Consider the following 18,958-nt stretch of genomic DNA (forward strand, 5'->3'; position numbering starts at 1 on the left):
CGGCATGGCATGCATGCGCGATTCAGGCTGCGGCTTGCAGCGCGTCCAGCAGATCGGCCACGCGTTCGAATTCTCTCTCTGCCGCCGGCAACTCAGGTCGGCGCAACATCACGACCGGTAAACCGCGTTCACGCGCGACTTCGAGTTTCGCCTCGGTCGCGTTGCCGCCGCTATTCTTGCTGACCACCACGTCGAAGGCTTGCAGGGCGAACAGCGCGCGCTCGCCTTCCAGCGTGAACGGACCGCGCGCCGCGAGTATCCGCGCACGCGGCGTGTCTGCGTGTGCTTCGAGACAACGCACGGTCCAGAACTGATGCGGGGGAATCTCGTCGAGATGCGCGAGCGGTTCGCGGCCAAGCGTGAAGAGCGGCTTTCTGAACGGCGCCAGCGCATCCGTGAGTTGGTTCCAGTCGCCGACCATGCGCCAATCGTCGCCGGCTTGCGGCTGCCAGGCCGGACGGCGTAGTGCCCAATACGGCACGCGCGCGGCGCGGCTCGCCTGCGCCGCATTCGCGCTGATTTGCGCGGCATAGGGGTGTGTCGCGTCGATCACAAGTCCAATGCCTTCGCCTTCGATGTAACGCGCCATGCCTTCGCTGCCGCCGAAGCCGCCGACTCGCACCGCACACGTCAGATCGTCCGGCACCTTGCCGAGGCCGGCGAGACTATACACGTGCTCAGGGCCGAGTTGCCGCGCGATCCGCAACGCGTCGCCGGTGCCGCCGAGCAGCAAGATCCGTTTCATTGCGCGGCTCCGATCAGCAAGCCCTGGCGATCGATCGCGAACATTTCGACGTTGACCTGCGGCGGCACGATCTCGCGCGCGACCGCCAGCGCATGCCGGCAGACGATATCGCCGAGCGGCACCTGCTGTGCGCGCGCCAACGCGACCGCCTGCTGACTTGTATTCGCCGCGCGGATCGCTGCCTGAAGCGCGTCGTCGGCACCATGCTCGGCGGCCCATTGCGCGAGCCGTTCGAGGTCGATGCTCGAATTGCGGCTGTGCAGATCGAGATGCCCCGCCGCCAGTTTGCTGAGCTTGCCGAAGCCGCCGCACACGCTCAGACGCTCGACCGGCGCGCGCTTCATATGCTTGAGCACCGCGCCGACGAAGTCGCCCATTTCGATCAGCGCGATATCCGGCAGGCCGTAGTGCGCGCGCATCGCGTCCTCGCTTGCGTTGCCGGTGCAGGCGGCGAGATGCGTGTAACCGTTCGCACGCGCGACGTCGATGCCCTGATGAATCGATGCGATATAGGCCGAGCACGAGAAAGGCCGCACGATGCCGGTGGTGCCGAGGATCGACAGGCCGCCGAGAATGCCCAGGCGCGGGTTCATCGTTTTCAGCGCGAGCGCTTCGCCGCCTTCCACGCCGATCGTCACTTCGAAGCCGCCGCCGTACGCATGCTCCGCCGCGAGTTCGGCCAGATGCTCGGTCATCATTCTGCGCGGCACCGGGTTGATCGCGGGTTCGCCGACCGGCAGCGTCAGTCCCGCGCGCGTCACCGTGCCGACGCCCGGGCCCGCGCGAAATATCACGCCCGGTTCGGCGACGAGGCGCACGCGGGCGAAGACGACCGCGCCGTGCGTGACGTCGGGATCGTCGCCGGCGTCCTTGATCGTACCGGCTTCGGCGCCGCCGTCGCCATTGTCGATCAGGCGGCAGAACACCAGCGGCATCGGCACATGCTGGCCCTTCGGCAACACGATTTCCGCGACCTCGCTGACGACACCCGCGAGCAACAGACGCGCCGCCGCCAGCGACGTCGCGGTGGCGCAACTGCCGGTCGTGTAGCCGCTACGCAGCGGCGCGGGTTGTTCGGGCGTTTCTTCGCGCATCAGGGGTCTTGGGCGGGGTTCGTGGGATTCGTACCGATTGTGGCACTCGGGGCGCTCTTATCACTCGTGGCGTTGGTCACCTCATTGGTTCGAATCGCGTTCACGCTTCCGCCACCGGCCGGCTTCGTCACCTCCAGCAGCGTGATCGGCAACGCCTGCCGCCACGTATCGAAACCGCCGAGCGGTTGCGCGTCCGCCAACGCGATCCGCGTCAAGGTCCCGCCATGCCGCTCGCGCCATGCCGCCAACGCCGCCTCGCCTTGCAAGGTGACCGCATTGGCGACCAGCCGGCCGCCCTCGCGCAGACGGGCCCAGCAAGCCTCCAGCACGCCCGGCACCGTCGCGCCGCCGCCGATGAACACGGCATCCGGCACCGGCAACCCCTGCAACGCCTCAGGCGCGCGCCCCGCCACGAGTTGCAAGCCCGGCACACCCAACGCATCGCGATTGTGTTCGATGAAGCGCTGACGCTCCGCGTGTCCTTCAATAGCAATGGCGCGGCAGGTGGCATGCGCGCGCATCCATTCGATGCCGATCGAGCCGCTGCCCGCGCCCACGTCCCACAGCAATTCGCCCGGCGTCGGCGCGAGGCGCGCGAGCGTGATGGCGCGGACATCGCGTTTGGTCAACTGGCCGTCGTGGCGAAAGGCGTCGTCGGGCAAACCGCAGGTCAGCGGCAGACGCGGCGCGCCTTCGGTGGCGCGGCACTCGAGCGCGATCAGGTTTAGTGCGGCGACCTCGCCTGCCGACCACTGATCCGCGCGGCCGTCGATGCGCCGTTCCAACTCGCCGCCCAGGTGTTCCAGCACGCTCATGCGGGTCGCCCCGAAACCGCGTGCGCTCAGCAGTTCCGCGAGCGCCGCTGGCGTGCGTCCGTCCGCGCTCAGCACGAACACGCGCGCGCCGTCGTGCAGATGCGCGTTCAACGTGGGTAACGGCCGGCCCACCAGCGACACCGTCGCGACGTCCTGCAACGGCCAGCCGAGCCGCGCGGCCGCCAGCGACAACGACGACGGCGCGGGCAGCACCCGCAACTCGCCCGCCGGCAGGTGCCGCGCGAGCGTCGCGCCGACGCCGAACAGCATCGGGTCGCCGCTCGCCAGCACGCACACGGCGCCGCCGCGCTCGGCCAGCAAAGGCGCGAGGTCGAACGGACGCGGCCACGCGGCACGGCGCGCGGCGAGACGCGCGGGCAGCATCGCCAGATGACGTTCGCCGCCGTACACCACCGACGCTTCCAGCAAAGCACGCCGCGCGGGCCTTCCCAAACCGGCGAAGCCGTCGTCGCCTATGCCCACCACCGTCAGCCACGCCGGCATGCATCCATCCTCATTCTGTGTCTTCAAATAATGCGCTGTGCCACGCCGATCAAAGCGTCCAGCCTCGTTGTGCTGTTCGAAAAAAGGCATAATACAGCCGCCGGTGCCCTTCGGGGCCGAAGAGGGAACACAGTGCCGCTGTGGCTGCCCCCGCAACTGTATGCAGCGAGTCCGCCTGCGCTCCACGCCACTGGTTCGACCGGGAAGGCCGCGGCGGACCATGACCTGCCAGCCAGGAGACCTGCCGGCGAGACTGTTCGTGCCAGCCAACATCGGGCGGGGTGTACCGATGCCGCAGCAATGCCCGCCTCGCGGCTTGCTCGGGCCGTCGCGCGACGCTAAACCCGGTGTCCGTCTTGAATCAAGCTTCGCCTTCCACCGTTTTGTCCGACGCGGCCGCCACGCTGCGGCCCTCGGCGTGTCCGGGGCTGCTGCGCATCGTCGCCGCGCGCGACGGTGGGATTTGCCGGATCAAGCTGCCGGGTGGTGAGTTGCGCGCGGCGCAGGCTCGGGCGATCGCGCAGGCTAGCGCACGGTACGCGGCCGGCGTGATCGAGCTGACCAATCGGGCGAATGTGCAGGTGCGTGGGGTGAAGCGTGGCGAGGAGGCGGCGTTGATTGCGGCGCTCGTTGCCGCGGGTCTCGGGCCGATACCGGCGACGGGCGCGGAGAGTGCAGCGGATAGGACGGTGGCGGAGAATGCAGCGGACACCGGGGCTGCGAGCGCAGAAGCCGGGAACGCCGTCGACGTTGCCCGCACCCTCACCGCAGCCTCACACGCCGCCGACGACGTGCGCAACGTGATGATCAGCCCCGCCGCCGGACGCGACCCGTTCGCACTGTTCGACACGCAGCCGCTATGCGCCGAGTTGCTCACGATGTTGCAAAGCGACACGCGTTTCGCGGCGCTGTCGCCGAAATTCGCGCTACTGCTTGACGGCGGCGAGCGACTCGCTAGCGTGGATCACCCGCACGATGTGTGGCTGGCGGCATCGCAAGAAGCGGATGGCGTGCGGTTCGTGTTCGGGCTGGCGGGGTGTCCGCCTGAGCGCGAAATGGGCAACGCTGACTCGCCATCGCAAAGCCAACACGGCGGTCCTTTCGCCCCGGCTGAAAAAGCTCGCGCGGGCAGCACAGGCGCACTAGCCGCAATCCTGCCGTCGCAAGTCCCCGCTCTAGCACGCGCGCTGCTCCTCACATTCCTCGACCTCGCCGCCGCCGACGCCACGCGCATGCGTCACCTGCTAGCCGCGCATTGCGTCGACAAGCTACTGCATCACGCTCAACGGTATCTCGACTTCCCGCTGACGCAAAACGCGAAGCTGACCAACTGGCATCGCGGCACATCAGCCGACGCCAGCCTTCGCCTCGGCGCCCACGCCCAACGCGTGCCCGAAACCTGGCACGTCGGCGGCCAGCCGCCGCTCGGACGCCTCAAAGCCGACACCTTGCACGGCCTCGCCGCGCTTTCGCAACAGCACGGCAACGGCACGCTTCGCCTGACACCCTGGCAAAGCGTGCTGCTGCCCGACATCGCGACACACACCGTCCCGACAGTGCTGTCCGGCCTGAACGAACTCGGCCTCGCCTGCGAGCCCGCGCAAGCCATCACACGCCTGATCGCCTGCGCAGGATCAACCGGCTGCGCGAAGGGCCTCGCCGACACCAAGGCCGACGCGCTGCGTCTCGCCGTCCGCCTGCCTGCCGGCGTTGAGGTGCATCTGAGCGGCTGCTCGCGCTCGTGCGCCGCCGCGCATTGCGCGCCGTACACGCTGCTCGCCGCGGCGGCCGGCCTCTATGACCTTTATCGACGCGACGGCCAGCCCGGCTTCGGCCAGTGCGTCGCGCGCCAACTGACGATCGGCGAGGCCGCCGACATGCTCGAACGCCTCGCCCGGAGTAATACCGATGCTTGATTACATTCGCGACGGTCAGGAGATCTATCGCCAATCCTTCGCGACGATTCGCGCGGAGGCCGACTTGTCGCGCGTGCCCGCCGACCTCGAGAAACTCGCGGTGCGCGTGATCCACGCGTGCGGCATGGTCGATGTGATCGACGATCTGCGGTCTTCCACACACGCGGGCGCAGCGGGCCGCGCGGCGCTCGCGCAAGGCGCGCCGATCCTGTGCGATGCCGGCATGGTCGCGCAAGGCATCACGCGGGCGCGGCTGCCGGCAAACAACGAGGTCATCTGCACGCTCGCGCATCCGGACGTGCCGTCGCTCGCACGCGAACTCGGCAATACACGCTCAGCGGCCGCGCTCGAATTGTGGCGGCCGTATCTGGCGGGCAGCGTCGTCGTGATCGGCAACGCGCCGACCGCCCTCTTTCATCTGCTCGACATGCTCGACGCCGGCGCGCCCAAACCCGCGCTGATTCTCGGGTTTCCGGTGGGCTTCGTCGGCGCCGCCGAATCGAAAGCGATGCTCGCGGACGACAGCCGCGGCGTGCCCTACGTGGTGGTGCACGGCCGGCGCGGCGGCAGCGCGATGGCGGCAGCCGCCGTGAACGCGCTGGCCACGGAGGTCGAATAAATGACGGCGCAAGGACGTTTGTTCGGACTCGGTGTCGGCCCCGGCGACCCGGAACTCATCACGCTGAAAGCGCTGCGTTTGCTGAAGGCGTCGCCAGTGGTCGCGTACTTCGTTGCGAAGGGCAAGAAAGGCAACGCGTTCAGCATCATCGAGGCGCATTTGCACGACGCACAGCAGCATCTGCCGCTGGTGTATCCCGTCACCACCGAAGCGCTCGAACCGCCGCTTTCGTATGAAGCGATCATCGCCGACTTCTACGACACCGCCGCGCAAGTCGTCGCCGCTCACCTCGACGCGGGCCGCGACGTCGCCGTGATCTGCGAGGGCGATCCGTTTTTCTACGGCTCGTACATGTATCTGCACGACCGGCTTGCGGCGCGCTACGAGAGCGAAGTGGTGCCCGGCGTGTGTTCGATGCTCGGCGGCGCCGCCGTGCTCGGCGCGCCGCTGGTGTATCGCAATCAGAGCCTGTCGGTGCTCTCGGGCGTGTTGCCCGAAGACGAATTGCGCCGCCGTCTGGCCGATGCCGACGCCGCCGTCGTGATGAAACTCGGCCGCAATTTCGACAAGGTGCGGCGCGTGCTCGGCGAACTCGGTCTCGCGGACCGCGCGCTCTACGTCGAACGCGCGACGATGGGCAATCAGCGCATCGTGCCGCTCGCCGACGTGGATCCGATGGCGTCGCCGTATTTTTCGCTGCTCGTGGTGCCGGGGGAAAAATGGCAAGGATGAGCGTGCCCGCGATTGTGATTCTCGGCACGGGCGCGTTGGCGACGGCGCGGCGCATTCAGGCGCTATATGCCGATAGCCAGGTGCATGCGTTGCAGGGACGCGTGGAAGCGGACGTGTCGTACAACGAACTCGGTGCGCATCTGCGCGAACTGTATGCGCGCGGTACGCCGATCGTCGCGTTGTGCGCGGCGGGTATCGTGATTCGTTGCCTGGCGCCGTCGTTGTCGAACAAAGGCATCGAGCCGCCGGTGCTCGCCGTTGCCGAAGACGGCAGCGCGGTCGTGCCGCTGCTCGGCGGTCTCGCCGGCGTCAACCTGGTGGCGCGCGAGATTGCCGCGATGCTGGCCGTGCCGCCCGCCATCACGACGAGCGGCGAATTGCGTTTCGGCACCTGCGTGCTCAATCCGCCCGACGGCTATACGCTCGCCGACATCGGCCAGGGCAAGCGCTTCGTGTCGGATCTGCTGGCCGGTGAAAGCACGCGCATAGAAGGCGAGGCGCCGTGGCTGGACGACGCGCAACTACCCCGCTCCGCCTCGGCGCGTCTTGCGATTCGCGTGACGCCGCGTGCATGGGACGGACGCGAGGATGAACTGGTGATTCATCCGCGCAGCGTGGTCGCGGCGGTGACGGCCGTGGATGGCGACATCGTGGCGCGCGTGCGCGAGGCGCTGGACGCGCAGGGTCTCGCGCCGCTGTCGCTCGCGGCATTGCTGGCCTCGTCTGAACGCATGGCCGAACCGGCGCTTGCAGAAGCCGCAGCGAACCTCAACGTGCCATTGCGTTTCGCGTTGACACGCCCCGAAGATGGCGAGCCGCCGGCCAACCTGCTGCACGCCGCGCTACGCATTCCCTACGAGACGCTGCACAACGATGCGGCGGCAGGCGTCGCGCTGGCGTTGGCGCCGCTCGCCATCGATCCGGACACGATCGGCCGCGCACGTGGCCGTCTGACCGTGATCGGCCTCGGCCCCGGCAGCGCCGACCTGATGGTGCCGGCCGCTCGCACGGCGCTCAACAACGCCACCGACATTCTCGGCTACGACACCTACGTGAAGATGGCGGGCCCGTTGCGCGCCGACCAACGCGCGCATGGCACGGACAATCGCGAGGAACTGCAGCGCGCGCGACATGCGTTCGAACTGGCGAGCGAGGGACGTTCCGTGGTGATGGTGTCCTCAGGCGATCCGGGTGTGTTCGCGATGGCGGCGGCGGTGCTCGAAGCGTTGGAGGCGTCGCAGAACACGGACTGGGCAGCGGTCGAACTGGCGATCGTGCCTGGCGTATCGGCGGCGATGGCAACCGCCGCGCAAGCCGGTGCGCCGTTGGGTCATGACTTCTGCATGCTGTCGCTGTCCGACAATCTGAAGCCTTGGACGATCATTGAAACGCGTCTGAGGCATGCGGCCCAAGCTGACCTGGTGATGGCGTTCTATAACCCGATTTCGCGTGCCCGGCCCTGGCAACTGGATAAAGCGCTGGACATCGTGCGGGAATATCGCGCGGCCCAGACTCAGGTGGTGCTGGGCCGCGACATCGGCCGACCCGGCAGCACGCTGCGCACGCTCACGCTAGGCGAACTGCGTTCGTCCGATGTGGATATGCGCACGATGGTGATCGTGGGCTCGTCCACGACGCGGCGGTTTGGCAACGCGGCCGAAGGTGGTGAGTGGGTTTATACGCCGCGCTGGTATAAATGAGTGGACAGGCTGACGTTAGCCTGCGCGCTACGTTTTCATCGCCGTGACCAGCGCCCGCATCTGCACGCCGTCCGGCCGCGCCAGATCTTCCAGAATCGTGAAGTGATTGCATCCAGGCAAAGGCACGAACTCCACCCGTTCGCCCGCCTGCCGACACGCCGCCGCATATTCCTCCGAGTGGCGAATCAGTTCCGGCAATTCCGCCGTGCCGACGCTGATGGTCATCGGCACGCCGCGACCGATATGCCGCATCGGACTATAGGCTTCGATCTCGTGCGGCGTGAGTTGCAATTTGTCGTTCAGCCACGACATCGCGATCGGCTCCAGATCGACCAGCGCGCTAATCGGCATGGCATGCACGACTCCTTCATGCGCCCGGAAATGCGTACTCAGTTGCCCGCCCGCCGAGTGTCCCGCGAGGCAAACGGGGCCGCGCGTGCCGAGTCCGTCACGATCGTCAGCCAGCGCCGCCAGCAACGCCTCGATTTCGCCGACGATGTCCGTCATCGACGCCTCCGGCGCCAACGTGTACTCGGCCAGCACGACGTTGAAGCCGCGAGCGAGCGGCCCGCTCGCCACGAACGCGAAATCTTCCTTGCTGCGCGCCTGCCAGTAACCGCCGTGGATGAACACGAAAATCGGCGCATCCGGCTGGCCGCACGGCAACCAGTCGAAGCGCTGACGGGAACGCGGCCCATACGCGATATCGCGCCGGCATGGCACGCTCTCGTAGAGCGCCGCGCTGCGCGTCTGAAAGCCGAGCATGCGTTCGGCGACGTCCTCGACCGCCGCCACGTTGTCGTAGGCGGCACGCAGCGCCGCTTGATCCATGCCTCGGAATAGCTCGCTCATGATGTCCTTGAATCGTTGGTCGAAGGGAAGCGTTTGACGAGCGCTAGGCCGCCACTTTCAGATCGTCAATCGCCCGCTGCCTGACGCCAAGATCGTCCCACAACTCCGGGTGGCACGTGAACACCAGAATCTGATGCCGCGTGGCCGCGTCGATCAGCGCGCGCTTGATCGCATCGCGCCGCGCGGCATCGGTATGCACCGCCGCGTCGTCGAGCATGAGCAAGGTCGGCCGGCCCGACGCTTTCAGCAGATCCGCGTAGGCGAGCCGCGTCAGAATGCCGAGTTGTTCGCGCGTGCCGAAGCTCAGCGCGTCGAGCGTGTCCGCGCGGCCAAAGCGGTCCAGCGTGGCGGGACTGAGATCGTCGCCGAGCGCGATCGTCGATTGCGGGAAAATCCGCTTCAGATAGTGCCCGAGCCGCTCGGTCAACGGCGCGCGCAATTGCGCCACCGCGGCGTCGCGTTCGTCGACCAGCACTTCGTCGAGCAGACTCAACGCGCTTGCGCGCAAGCTGAGTTCGTCTTTGCGCCGCGTCGCTTGCTCGACCTTGGCCTCGACCGCCGCCAGACGCTCGCCGAGGCCGGACGCGCCGACCGTCTCCAGTTGACTGCGCAATGCCGCGATCTTCACTTGCCGCTCGTTCTGCTCGCCGCGCGCGAGTTCCGCCGACGCGCGATAGCGCTTCGCCTCGGCCGCCGGATCGTCGAGGCGCGCCGCTTCCAGTTCGCGCTCACGCCCTTCGCGCTGCTTGCGCAATGCCTCGACCTGCACGCGTTGTTCGACGATTTTCGTCTGCCACTGCGCGCGATTGCGGCGGAACGCTTCGTCGCTCAACTGCGCTTCCTTGCGCTGCAACTGCGCCGCGAGCGATTCCTCATTCGCCATGCCGGTCGATTTTTTATCGGCCGCCTGGGTCAGGACTTTGCGGGCGGCGTCCAACGCGTCGCGCGCGATCTCGGCGTTGCGGCGCGCTTCGTCGAGCGGCTGCGCCGCCGACACGTCAGGCAGACCCGCGAGCCGCTCGTTGGCCGCTTGCATGCGCGCCGCAGCCGTTGCCGACGCGGCGCGCAACGCATCGATGCCTTGCGGTGCGTGCACGTCGAGAATCTTCGCCTGGCTTTTCTGCTGCGCGACCTGCGCCTTCCACCGCTCGTGTCTCGCTTCGCCTTCGCCGAGCGACGCGACGCCGAGTGCCTGCAACAACTGCGCATGCCGGGCTTCGAGCGACGCGAGTTCGGACAAGCGCGCCGGCAGATCGGAGACACCCGGAATCACCCGCAATTCGCCGAGCGCGCCGAGGCCGATCCGCTTCTCCTCGTCCAGACGCAGCACGCCTTCGCCGCTCACCGGTTCGTCGTCGACGGAAATCGCGCTGTTCAGGCGGTATTCGATGCGCGTCATCGCGGCTTCGGTGCGGGCGCGCAGCACGGTCAGCTCGCTGCCGAGCGTGGCGAGCCGCTTCAATGTCGCCTCGTCGATTTCGAGCGTGGCGGCTTCGCGCGCGGCTTCGAGCACGGCATCGTTCGCTTTGCTGGCGGCGGCGATCGATGCTTCGAGCCGCTCGCTTTCGGCACGATAGAGCCCAATCTGGCTGCGCAGATCGGCGGCAGTCACCGCCGCGTTGGCCAGTTCGAGCGCGCGGTTGGCATCGGCGAAAGCCTGCTCGAATTGCGTCACGCTGGCCTCGGCATGCCCGTGCTCGGCTTGTACCGCCGCGACGCTCGCCCGCAGCGCGTCGAGTTGCTGCCGATCGCGCGCGACGGCTGCTTCCAGCTCAGTCGCGTTCTGCTCCTGTTGCAACGGCAACGCCAGTTCGGCTTCGCTCGCCTTCAGCGACTGCGCGAGGCCTTGCAGGCTGCTCTCGAGTTGCGCGACGGCGTCGGCGCGGAATTGCGCCTGCAAGGCCTTCTGCTCATGAAGCTCCCACGGACGCTTGCGCTGCGTGTCATCGAACGCCTCCTGCTGCGCGGCGAGTCGCGCGATGTTCTCCTCGAACTGTTGACGCTGTTGCTCCAGTTCGTTGCGCTCCTCGATCAACCGGGCAAGCGTTTGTTCGGCTTCGGCAAGCGGCCCGGTGGACTTCTGCGTACGCGCGGTGAGCAGTTGCCGAAGCTCACGCTGCACGGCGGCGATCAGCGCATCCTCCCCGGCCGATTCGCGGCCGCCCGACAGTTGCGACAGCGCATCGCGCAGATACTGCGCCGCGTGACCGGTGGAATCGCGCACTTCCTGCGTGCCGCCTTGCTGCACCCACAACAGCCCCGGAACCCCGGCGTTCTCGGCCTTCAACGGCCCACGCGCGGGACGCGAAAAACCGAGCAACGCCGAGAGCTTGTCTTCGGCTTCATCTTCGCCAAATACGCTCTGGCCGATCTTTAACTCGCAGCGCTGGCGCGTGACGAATTGCTTCGACAATCGGCACGCCGTGCCGTCCAGATCGAAACTCACTTCCACCGACGGCTGCCCGCTCGCCTTGCCCCACGGCAACAGGTCTTTCAGATGCGAGGCTTTGTAGCGCTCCAGAAACACGGCGCGCACGGCTTCGGCAATGGTGCTCTTGCCGGCCTCGTTCGGACCGACAAAGAGATTCAAACCAGGCTGCAGATCGTCGATGACGAGCTTCCCGGTGAACTGCTTGAACTCCTGAATCGCAATACTTTGCAGCTTCATGCGGACCTCGCTTCGCGCGGCAATTCACGTTGAAAACGCGCCAGAAGCAGTAATGCCTCCGCGGCACACTTGACCTCTTGCGGGTCGGTCTGCGGGTCTTCCTGCAAGCCACGCAGACGCGCCACCACTTTCGCGAGGTAGCCGCTTTGCGCGCCGAGTTCGGCGAGATCGTCGTCGGTGGGCAGCACTTGCAGGCCGCTCAGGTCGACGCGCAAGGCTCGCACGCGTGCGCGGGCTTCTTCCACGGCGACATGAAGTGCTTCGGCGTCGGCCAGCGCGGCCGTGCCGCCGACCGTCACACGCAGCACGTCGTGGCTGCCTAGCGTGGCGAGGCGCGCCTTGAGCGAATCCACGTCGGTCGGCACGCCGATGGTTTCGTCCCAGCGATGCCATTGATATTGACCGACCCGCACCGGCTCGACCACCGGCGACGCGCCGGGCTCAGTCAGCGTGACGTCGAGCATGAAGCCCGGATCGTTGGCGCGGAAGCGGTCCTGCTCGTGCGTGCCCGCATACCAGATGCGCTCATCGACACGCAGATGGCCGTGCCAGTCGCCGAGCGCCAGATAGTCCAGACGCGCACTCGCCGCACGCGTCGGCGCGATCGGATTCGACGAGTCGATGCCTTCCTGCAGAATCCCGCTCACGCTGCCGTGCGCGAGTCCGATGCGGTGATAGCCGGGCGGCGTCTCCGTACTGTCGAAGAAACCGGTGGTGTCGTCATACGTGATGCGTTGCGTGAGCGGCGCGCACAGCAGCGCGCATCGGCAGGCGTCCAGCAGCACCACGCCGGGTTCGAGCACCACGCGCACATTCGGCGCGATGCAGTTCAAGCGCTGCGCGCGCGTCCACACGCTCTCGACGAGCGCGGCGTCGTGATTGCCCGGCAGCATGATCCACGGCCCGGCGAAGGCTTGCAACGCGCCGAACAGACGGCGGATCACCGTGTCCGACACGGTTTGCAGATCGAATACGTCGCCGGCCACGAGCACCGCGTCGACATTGCGCGCGGTAGCTTCTGTGGCGATCCGGCGCACGGTCTCGAAGCGCGCCTCGGCAAGATGCGCCGCTTCGTCCGGCTTGAACTGGCCGAATTGCGTGCCGATCTGCCAGTCCGCGGTGTGCAGAAACCTGATCACTGTGCCTCCCTTCCGTTCAATTGCAATCTGCCTCGCCGGGCAAGGCGGCGCAGTCTAACCGCAGATGTTACCGTGCCCACGCGGCAAAGCTAGTCCTCGACGGCCAGCGCGGCCTGGCCCATGCGCTGCGAGCGGCGCTACACTCGCGTTTCCAGACACGCGAGCCACGCGCCCCGCATCCCTCAATCGACCTGGACACGCTGCCCTGCCGCCGATGAACAAAGCAATCGAACTGAAGAAGGCCAAGCGCACCCCGTTGCTGCTGTTGCTCGCCGCCGCCTGCGTTTTCGTGGTGACCGCGTTCTTGCCGCGTGGCATCTGGGTGGACGGCATCAAGGCGATCGCCGAGGCCGCGATGGTGGGCGCGCTCGCCGACTGGTTCGCGGTAGTCGCCCTGTTTCGCCGCGTGCCGATCCCGATCGTCTCCGCGCACACCGCGATCATTCCGAGGAACAAGCACAAGATCGCCGACAACCTCGCGGTGTTCGTGCAGGACAAGTTTCTGGATGTGCCCTCGCTGGTCGGCCTGATCCAGAAACACGACCCGGCGCGCAGCATCACGGGCTGGCTCACGCAGCCGGCCAATACCGCGCGTCTGGGCGACTACGTCGTCAAGCTTACCAGCGGCATTCTTGAATTGACCGACGACGTGCGCATCCAGGTCTTCATCAAGGACGCGCTGCGCGACGTGCTGGCCAAGGTGGATCTGTCGCAATCCATGGGCGCGATTCTCGACACGCTCACCAAGGACGGCCGCCATCAGGAGCTGCTCGACGCCGGCATCGAACAGGTCGTGGCGCTGCTGCGCGAACCGCATGCGCGCGAGTTCATCGCCGAACGGATCGTCGACTGGGTAAAGAGCGAGTACCCGAAGATGGAAAAGATCCTGCCTTCGGCATGGCTCGGCGAGAAAGGCGCCGAAGCCATCGCCAACGCGGTGAACCGCATGCTCGAACAGATCAGCGAGAATCCCACGCATCAGTTGCGCCAGAAGTTCGACGACGCCGCCCACAAGCTGATCGTCAAGCTCAAAACCGATCCCGCGTTCCTGCAAAAAGGCGAGGAACTGAAACGCTATCTGGTGGAAGGCGACGCGCTCAGTTCGTATGTGAAAGACATGTGGGGCGAATTGCGCGCGTGGCTCAAGCGCGATCTGCAAAGCAGCGACTCGGCCTTGCATGCGCGCGTGGTGGCGATGGGCCAATGGGTCGGCCGTGAACTCGCGAACGATCCGGCGTTGCGCCAGTCGCTCAACGATCACCTCGAAGAAGCCGCACGCACGATGGCGCCGGACTTCGCGCAGTTCCTGACGCGCCATATCAGCGATACGGTCAAGAACTGGGACTCGCACGAGATGTCGCGGCAGATCGAACTGAACATTGGTAAGGATCTGCAATACATCCGCATCAATGGGACGATTGTCGGCGGCTTTATCGGCCTGCTGCTGTATGCGAGCTCGCAATTGCTTGGGTTGCTGCGTCTGCACATGGGCTGAGCAATGGGCCGCCCTGCGTCAAAGCGCCTACAATCCGGGCATATGAATTGCTCAAGCGTTTTGTCCGGACTCCCTCTCTGTGTCCGCGAGCGGCGAGCATAAGAACGGCAGCGCGTCTTAATCGGAAAGTGTGCTCATGAAAATATCGTTACCGCCGCATGGGCGGCCGAACCGCGTTTATCCGCCGGGCACGCCCAGTCTGCATGGCCTCGCGTCGGTGATTACCGGCGTGGTGGTGGTGTGCGGGTTGTACTTCGGCCGCGCGGTGCTGATCCCGATCACGCTCTCGGTGTTGCTCAGCTTCCTGCTCGCTCCGCTCGTGCAGATGTTGCGGCGTTTCCATATGGGGCAACTGCCGTCGATCTTCATCGCCGTATTGTTCGCATTGGCCAGCTTGCTCGCGGTGGGTGCGCTGATCGGTGCGCAACTGGTGCAACTCGCGGCCGACCTGCCGCAGTATCAGGAGGCGATCGAGCAGAAGATCGAAACGGTGCAGGAAAAAACCGTCGGCCGCGCCGATTCGCTGATGAGCCGCGCCGCCGTCGCGTTGCAGCGCGTGGCCCCGCCCAAGCCGAACCCGCCGCGTCCCACCGGACGCGCCGCGCGCAATGCGCCCGCCGTGCCGCAGCAGGTCGAAGTGCACGAGCCGTCGCCCACGCCGATGCAACTCGCGCAACGCGCGTTGTCGCCGGCCATCGCGCCGATCGAAACGACCTTCATCGTGCTCGTTGTGACGATTTTTATCCTGCTGCAACGCGAGGATTTGCGCGACCGGTTGATCAGCCTGTTCGGCTCGCGCGATCTGCACCGCACCACCACCGCGATCAACGACGCCGCCGTGCGTCTCTCCCGCTACTTCGTCGCGCAACTCGGTGTGAATCTGAGCGCGGGGGGCGTGATCGCTATCGGTCTCGCCATCATCGGCGTGCCGGGTGCGCTGCTGTTCGGCGTGATCGCCGCCTTGCTGCGCTTCGTGCCGTATATCGGCATCTGGATCGCCGCGATTCTCGCCGTGTTCCTCGCGGCCGCGATTCAGCCGCAATGGACCATGGCGGTCTATACGCTGATCCTGTTCATCGTCGTCGACGTGGTGGCGGGGCAGATCGCCGAGCCGCTGTTGTATGGCCACCGCTCCGGCCTGTCGCCGCTCGCGGTGGTGGTGGCGGCGATTTTCTGGAGCTGGCTGTGGGGGCCGATCGGCCTCGTGCTGTCGACGCCGCTTACGTTGTGCGTGGTCACGCTGGGGCGCTACGCCGACCGGCTGAACTTTCTCACCGTGCTGCTGGGCGATCAGCCCGCGCTCACGCCGGCGCAGAACTTTTATCAGCGGCTGCTCGCGGACGATCCGCACGAAGCCATTGTGCAGGCGGAGCGCCTGTTGCGTGAGATGTCGCTGATCGACTACTACGACAAGGTCGCGCTCGAAGGCCTCAAGCTCGCCCGCAACGACGCGATGCGCGGCGTGCTGATGCCGGACCAGTTGCAGCGCATCAACGACTCGCTGGTGGACATCGTCGAAAACCTGGAAATCGCCGACGGCTTGCCGGACCGCCTCGCGCGCAGCGAACCCGCCGACACCGCGAGCGCGCTGCTCGCTTCGGCCTCCGCCGATCTTTCCGAGCGGCACGACAGCCACATTTCAGCGCATCCACAGATGCGCCGTGAAACCGAAAAAACGTCCGTGCTGTGCGTGCCCGGACGCGGTTCGTTCGATGAAGTCACCACCGCGATCGCCGTGCAGTTGCTCGGCCGCCAGGGCCTCGCGCCGATGATGGCCACGCACTCCGGCTATCGCAGCGCGCGCGCCGACGAACCGAGCTTCAAGGACGCGCCGATCATCTGCATCGTCTCGCTCGATGCGCCGGAATCGCCGCCGTATCTGCGCAACATGCTGCGGCGCACGCGCGAATGGCGGCCGCGAGCGACGCTGGTGGTCGGCGTCGGCGGCGCGCCGGAAGGTGGCCCGGAGGCGGGCGCGACCGGCGCTTCGCACGCGGCCCCCACCTTCCGCGCGATGATCGAGGAATGCCAGGCGGCGTCGAGCCTGCAGCACGCGCGCCAGCCTTCGCACGTGGGCGGAGCGGACTGAACAGGCCTTGCTGGCCGATGGAGGGGAAAGGCTTGGCATCGATGTTCGGCCTATGCCTCTCTCATGATCTGATGCCGGCCACCGAAGACAATCGCAGGGAAGTTCACCGGCGGAATCCTCCGCCTCTCATCCCTCCGCCGGCAAAGTGTCCCCCGCCGTCGAAACGCCCGGCGCCCGCCGATCCTTTCCCGCCGTCCCATTGACCCGCCGTGTGATCGAATCTCTGCTGGCCGACGTCGCGCGCCTGGCGCTGCTGCTCCAGGTCGCTGCCGACGTCCGCTTTCGGCTGGACCGATTGCCAACCATTCGCGGTGTGTTGTTGCCAACCGCCGCCCTGGGTGTGTTGGTAGACGTTGCTGTCATGCCCGGCGTAGACGTCGCCGTTGTTCCAGGCCACGGTGTTGCCTTTCGACTGATTGGTCACGAAGCCCTTGCCGGCGGTCGAGTATTGGCCGGTTTGCGTGTTGCCGGCAACGCCGAACTCGGCCGCGCCGGCCCGGCCGGTCTGCGCGTTATAGCCGGCCACCTGGCGGCCGCCCGCAAAATTGCCGTTGTACTGATTGCCGGCAATGCCACCGCGCGCGGCGCCCTCCTGCCCGGTCGACGGATTCGCGAATGAACCCTGGCGCCCGGCCGCATAGTTCCCCGAGTACGGATTGAACGCGGCGCCACGGCTACCCTGATAGTGCGCCCCGGTCGCGGGGTTATAGCCGGACACCGCCGAGCCGCGCCCTTCAGTACCTGTCCACGGGTTCCACCCCGATGCATGCGTGACCGTGCCTTGTCCCCAGCGTCCGTAGAAGTTGGCCTGGTTCACGTTGACGTTGTTCCATCCCGCGCCACCCCAGTACGGTCCCCAGTAGGGTTCGGCCGAGCCCCAGATCGCGCCCGCCGCGAAACCGAAGGCGAACCCCGCCACCGCGTTGAGCGCGAAGCCGGCGTCGTAACCGTAGGTGGGCGGATAGCCGTAGTAGACCGAGCCGACATACGGCGGATACACATAGCCCGTGCCGTAGACCACCGTGCCGTCGGCATTCACGACGACGCCCATGTAACCTGGCGTATATCCGACGACCACGGTATCGGGCGTTACGGAATAGATACGCACGTAGACCACGTAATGCAGCGGCGAATTGGCCGGAATGGTGTAAATCGCGCCCGGCACTTCGGTCGCGACGTGCCATGGGCCCTCAGGCGCAGCCGCGGTGAACCAGATGCCGTTCGACACCGCGTAGTAGTGGCCGGCATCGACCCCGATCACCGGTGTGGCGGTATTGATCGCGTAACTCAGCGCAGTACCTGCGATCGAAGCGAAGCGCGGCGCGCCGTCGTATGCCACGGTCAGCATGGCGCTCGCGCGCGCGACCGTCGCTGTCTGCGCAATCGTGGCGGCGATGGCGGCCTCTCTGGCCTGAGGCGTGCCCGGCACGGAAACCAGCACGTTTGCTTTGGGATCATGCGGGGAAATCTTCGCGAAGTCCGCGGGAAGTTCCTTGCCGGGGACATACTGCCACGGCCCGCCTTCCGAGGCAGCGCGGAACCATCGGCCAGAGATCAGCACGTAGTACTGGTTCGTCAAAGGGTCCACGAAGACGGCGTGGTCGGTATTGGAGACCGACAGCAGCCCGACGCCCTCGACCGGCGTCAGTTTCATCTGGCCGTCGGCGACGATCAGTTCCGTCGGCTCCGTGGCGAGCAACACGACCGGCACCCGTGCGGGCCGCTGCCCATTGGCCGGCAACAGAGGATCGGCCTTCGCGCTCGCCTCGGCAGCATACGCCGCCGCGACCAGGGCCTGCGGCGGCGCTTTGCGCACGTCCCAGTGGCTGCTCACCGATGCGGCGGAATACCAGTAGCCCGCAGCGTGCAGATACAGGGTGCCGCTCGCATCTTGCAGCAACAACGCGCGGCTGTTCAGCGTCCGTCGATAATCGGTGCCGCTCAGCGGCCGCCAGACCGGCGCACCGTCCACGAGGACCAGCACGGTCGGCCGCGTCGCAAAAACGATACGCGGAGCGTCGTTCTTCACGGCCATGCTCTGCGTGGCTGCGCGTTGCTTCGATGCGGCGTAGCTGGTCTGCAGTTCATCGAGCGAGGTGGTCAGCCCCGCTGACGGCAAGTGCGCCAACAACGCCTGTCTGATCTGATCGGCGATGCCCGGGTTGGTCGGCACCTCCACGCTCCCGATTTCGATATGGCTGAGTTGCGCGAGCCCCGACAGCCTGTCGATATAGGCAATGGCGGAAAAATGCGCAACGCCGTAGATCGGCGTGCCGTCGCTAGCGCCGACAGCTACCGCGGCGCGGCCCGATATGCGGTTGCCTTCCCATGTTTCGATCTGCGGCTGATAAAGTTCGACATGCTGATTGTCGGCATCGAAGCTGCGAGGCCAAACCGACGGCGACGTCGTTGCGGGGGGATTCGCCGCATCCGTCTGCGTGCCCCACCACGCAAGGCACGTCGTAGCAAACAGCATGGTCAGGTGTTTGTTCAGTTTGGACATCTCTTCATTCTCCTTGTTGGATTCCTCACGTTTCGCTGTCCCATCAGTCGCTACATCGCGCCCGTTGTTGACCATTCGTTGAACCCG

General features: G+C 66.5%; 13 protein-coding genes and 1 riboswitch. Of the genes, 6 read left to right on the forward strand and 7 right to left on the reverse strand.

From position 1 onward, the window contains the following. Positions 1-22 precede the first annotated feature (22 nt). Genes PQR42_RS26955 through cbiE form a run of 3 tightly spaced genes read right to left on the reverse strand, consistent with a single transcriptional unit; the run spans position 23 to position 3,158 of the window. Positions 23-745, reverse strand: coding sequence for a cobalt-precorrin-6A reductase (locus PQR42_RS26955; RefSeq protein ID WP_408388246.1), 723 nt, complete (start codon positions 743-745; stop codon positions 23-25). Then, positions 742-1,839: a cobalt-precorrin-5B (C(1))-methyltransferase gene (locus tag PQR42_RS26960; RefSeq protein ID WP_408207603.1), complete on the reverse strand. Its 1,098-nt coding sequence runs from the start codon at positions 1,837-1,839 to the stop codon at positions 742-744. Before PQR42_RS26960 ends, PQR42_RS26955 begins: the two co-directional genes overlap by 4 nt. Continuing rightward, positions 1,839-3,158 carry a precorrin-6y C5,15-methyltransferase (decarboxylating) subunit CbiE gene (gene cbiE, locus PQR42_RS26965; RefSeq protein ID WP_408388248.1) on the reverse strand — a complete coding sequence of 440 codons (1,320 nt, stop codon included), beginning with the start codon at positions 3,156-3,158 and terminating at the stop codon, positions 1,839-1,841. The genes PQR42_RS26960 and cbiE overlap by 1 nt, the downstream gene beginning before the upstream one ends. Before the next feature lie 84 nt (positions 3,159-3,242). Beyond that, a riboswitch (cobalamin riboswitch) is annotated at positions 3,243-3,421 on the forward strand. An 84-nt stretch (positions 3,422-3,505) separates the two neighbouring features. On the opposite strand from cbiE, the gene cobG reads away from it, so the two are divergent. Genes cobG through cobJ form a run of 4 tightly spaced genes read left to right on the forward strand, consistent with a single transcriptional unit; the run spans position 3,506 to position 8,125 of the window. Continuing rightward, positions 3,506-5,074: a precorrin-3B synthase gene (cobG, locus tag PQR42_RS26970; protein WP_408388250.1), complete on the forward strand. Its 1,569-nt coding sequence runs from the start codon at positions 3,506-3,508 to the stop codon at positions 5,072-5,074. Further along, the gene (locus PQR42_RS26975; protein ID WP_408388252.1) at positions 5,067-5,693 is read left to right on the forward strand and encodes a precorrin-8X methylmutase; all 627 of its coding nucleotides are present in this window, start codon (positions 5,067-5,069) and stop codon (positions 5,691-5,693) included. The genes cobG and PQR42_RS26975 overlap by 8 nt, the downstream gene beginning before the upstream one ends. Further along, positions 5,694-6,425 carry a precorrin-2 C(20)-methyltransferase gene (locus PQR42_RS26980; RefSeq protein ID WP_408388254.1) on the forward strand — a complete coding sequence of 244 codons (732 nt, stop codon included), beginning with the start codon at positions 5,694-5,696 and terminating at the stop codon, positions 6,423-6,425. Beyond that, a complete protein-coding gene (gene cobJ, locus PQR42_RS26985; protein ID WP_408388298.1) occupies positions 6,422-8,125 on the forward strand; it encodes a precorrin-3B C(17)-methyltransferase in 1,704 nt (567 codons plus the stop codon). Before PQR42_RS26980 ends, cobJ begins: the two co-directional genes overlap by 4 nt. A 27-nt stretch (positions 8,126-8,152) precedes the next feature. Here cobJ and PQR42_RS26990 read toward each other — a convergent pair whose 3' ends face one another. The 3 genes from PQR42_RS26990 to PQR42_RS27000 are packed head-to-tail and all read right to left on the reverse strand — an operon-like array spanning position 8,153 to position 12,784. After that, positions 8,153-8,977 (reverse strand): alpha/beta hydrolase, encoded by an 825-nt coding sequence (locus PQR42_RS26990; protein WP_408388256.1) that lies wholly within the window; start codon positions 8,975-8,977, stop codon positions 8,153-8,155. Positions 8,978-9,020: 43 nt separating this feature from the next. Continuing rightward, positions 9,021-11,645, reverse strand: coding sequence for an AAA family ATPase (locus PQR42_RS26995; RefSeq protein ID WP_408388258.1), 2,625 nt, complete (start codon positions 11,643-11,645; stop codon positions 9,021-9,023). Then, a complete protein-coding gene (locus PQR42_RS27000; protein WP_408388260.1) occupies positions 11,642-12,784 on the reverse strand; it encodes a metallophosphoesterase family protein in 1,143 nt (380 codons plus the stop codon). Before PQR42_RS27000 ends, PQR42_RS26995 begins: the two co-directional genes overlap by 4 nt. 214 nt (positions 12,785-12,998) lie before the next feature. On the opposite strand from PQR42_RS27000, the gene PQR42_RS27005 reads away from it, so the two are divergent. Both PQR42_RS27005 and PQR42_RS27010 read left to right on the forward strand, forming a co-directional pair. Next, positions 12,999-14,279 (forward strand): DUF445 domain-containing protein, encoded by a 1,281-nt coding sequence (locus PQR42_RS27005; protein WP_408388262.1) that lies wholly within the window; start codon positions 12,999-13,001, stop codon positions 14,277-14,279. A gap of 136 nt (positions 14,280-14,415) precedes the next feature. Next, positions 14,416-16,368 (forward strand): AI-2E family transporter, encoded by a 1,953-nt coding sequence (locus PQR42_RS27010; RefSeq protein WP_408388264.1) that lies wholly within the window; start codon positions 14,416-14,418, stop codon positions 16,366-16,368. 103 nt (positions 16,369-16,471) lie between these two features. Here the strand turns inward: PQR42_RS27010 and PQR42_RS27015 are convergent, their stop codons facing one another. Further along, positions 16,472-18,871 (reverse strand): carbohydrate-binding family V/XII, encoded by a 2,400-nt coding sequence (locus PQR42_RS27015; protein ID WP_408388266.1) that lies wholly within the window; start codon positions 18,869-18,871, stop codon positions 16,472-16,474. Positions 18,872-18,958: the final 87 nt, after the last annotated feature.

It is taken from the genome of Paraburkholderia sediminicola (assembly GCF_046027355.1).
Classification (GTDB): domain Bacteria; phylum Pseudomonadota; class Gammaproteobacteria; order Burkholderiales; family Burkholderiaceae; genus Paraburkholderia; species Paraburkholderia sediminicola_B.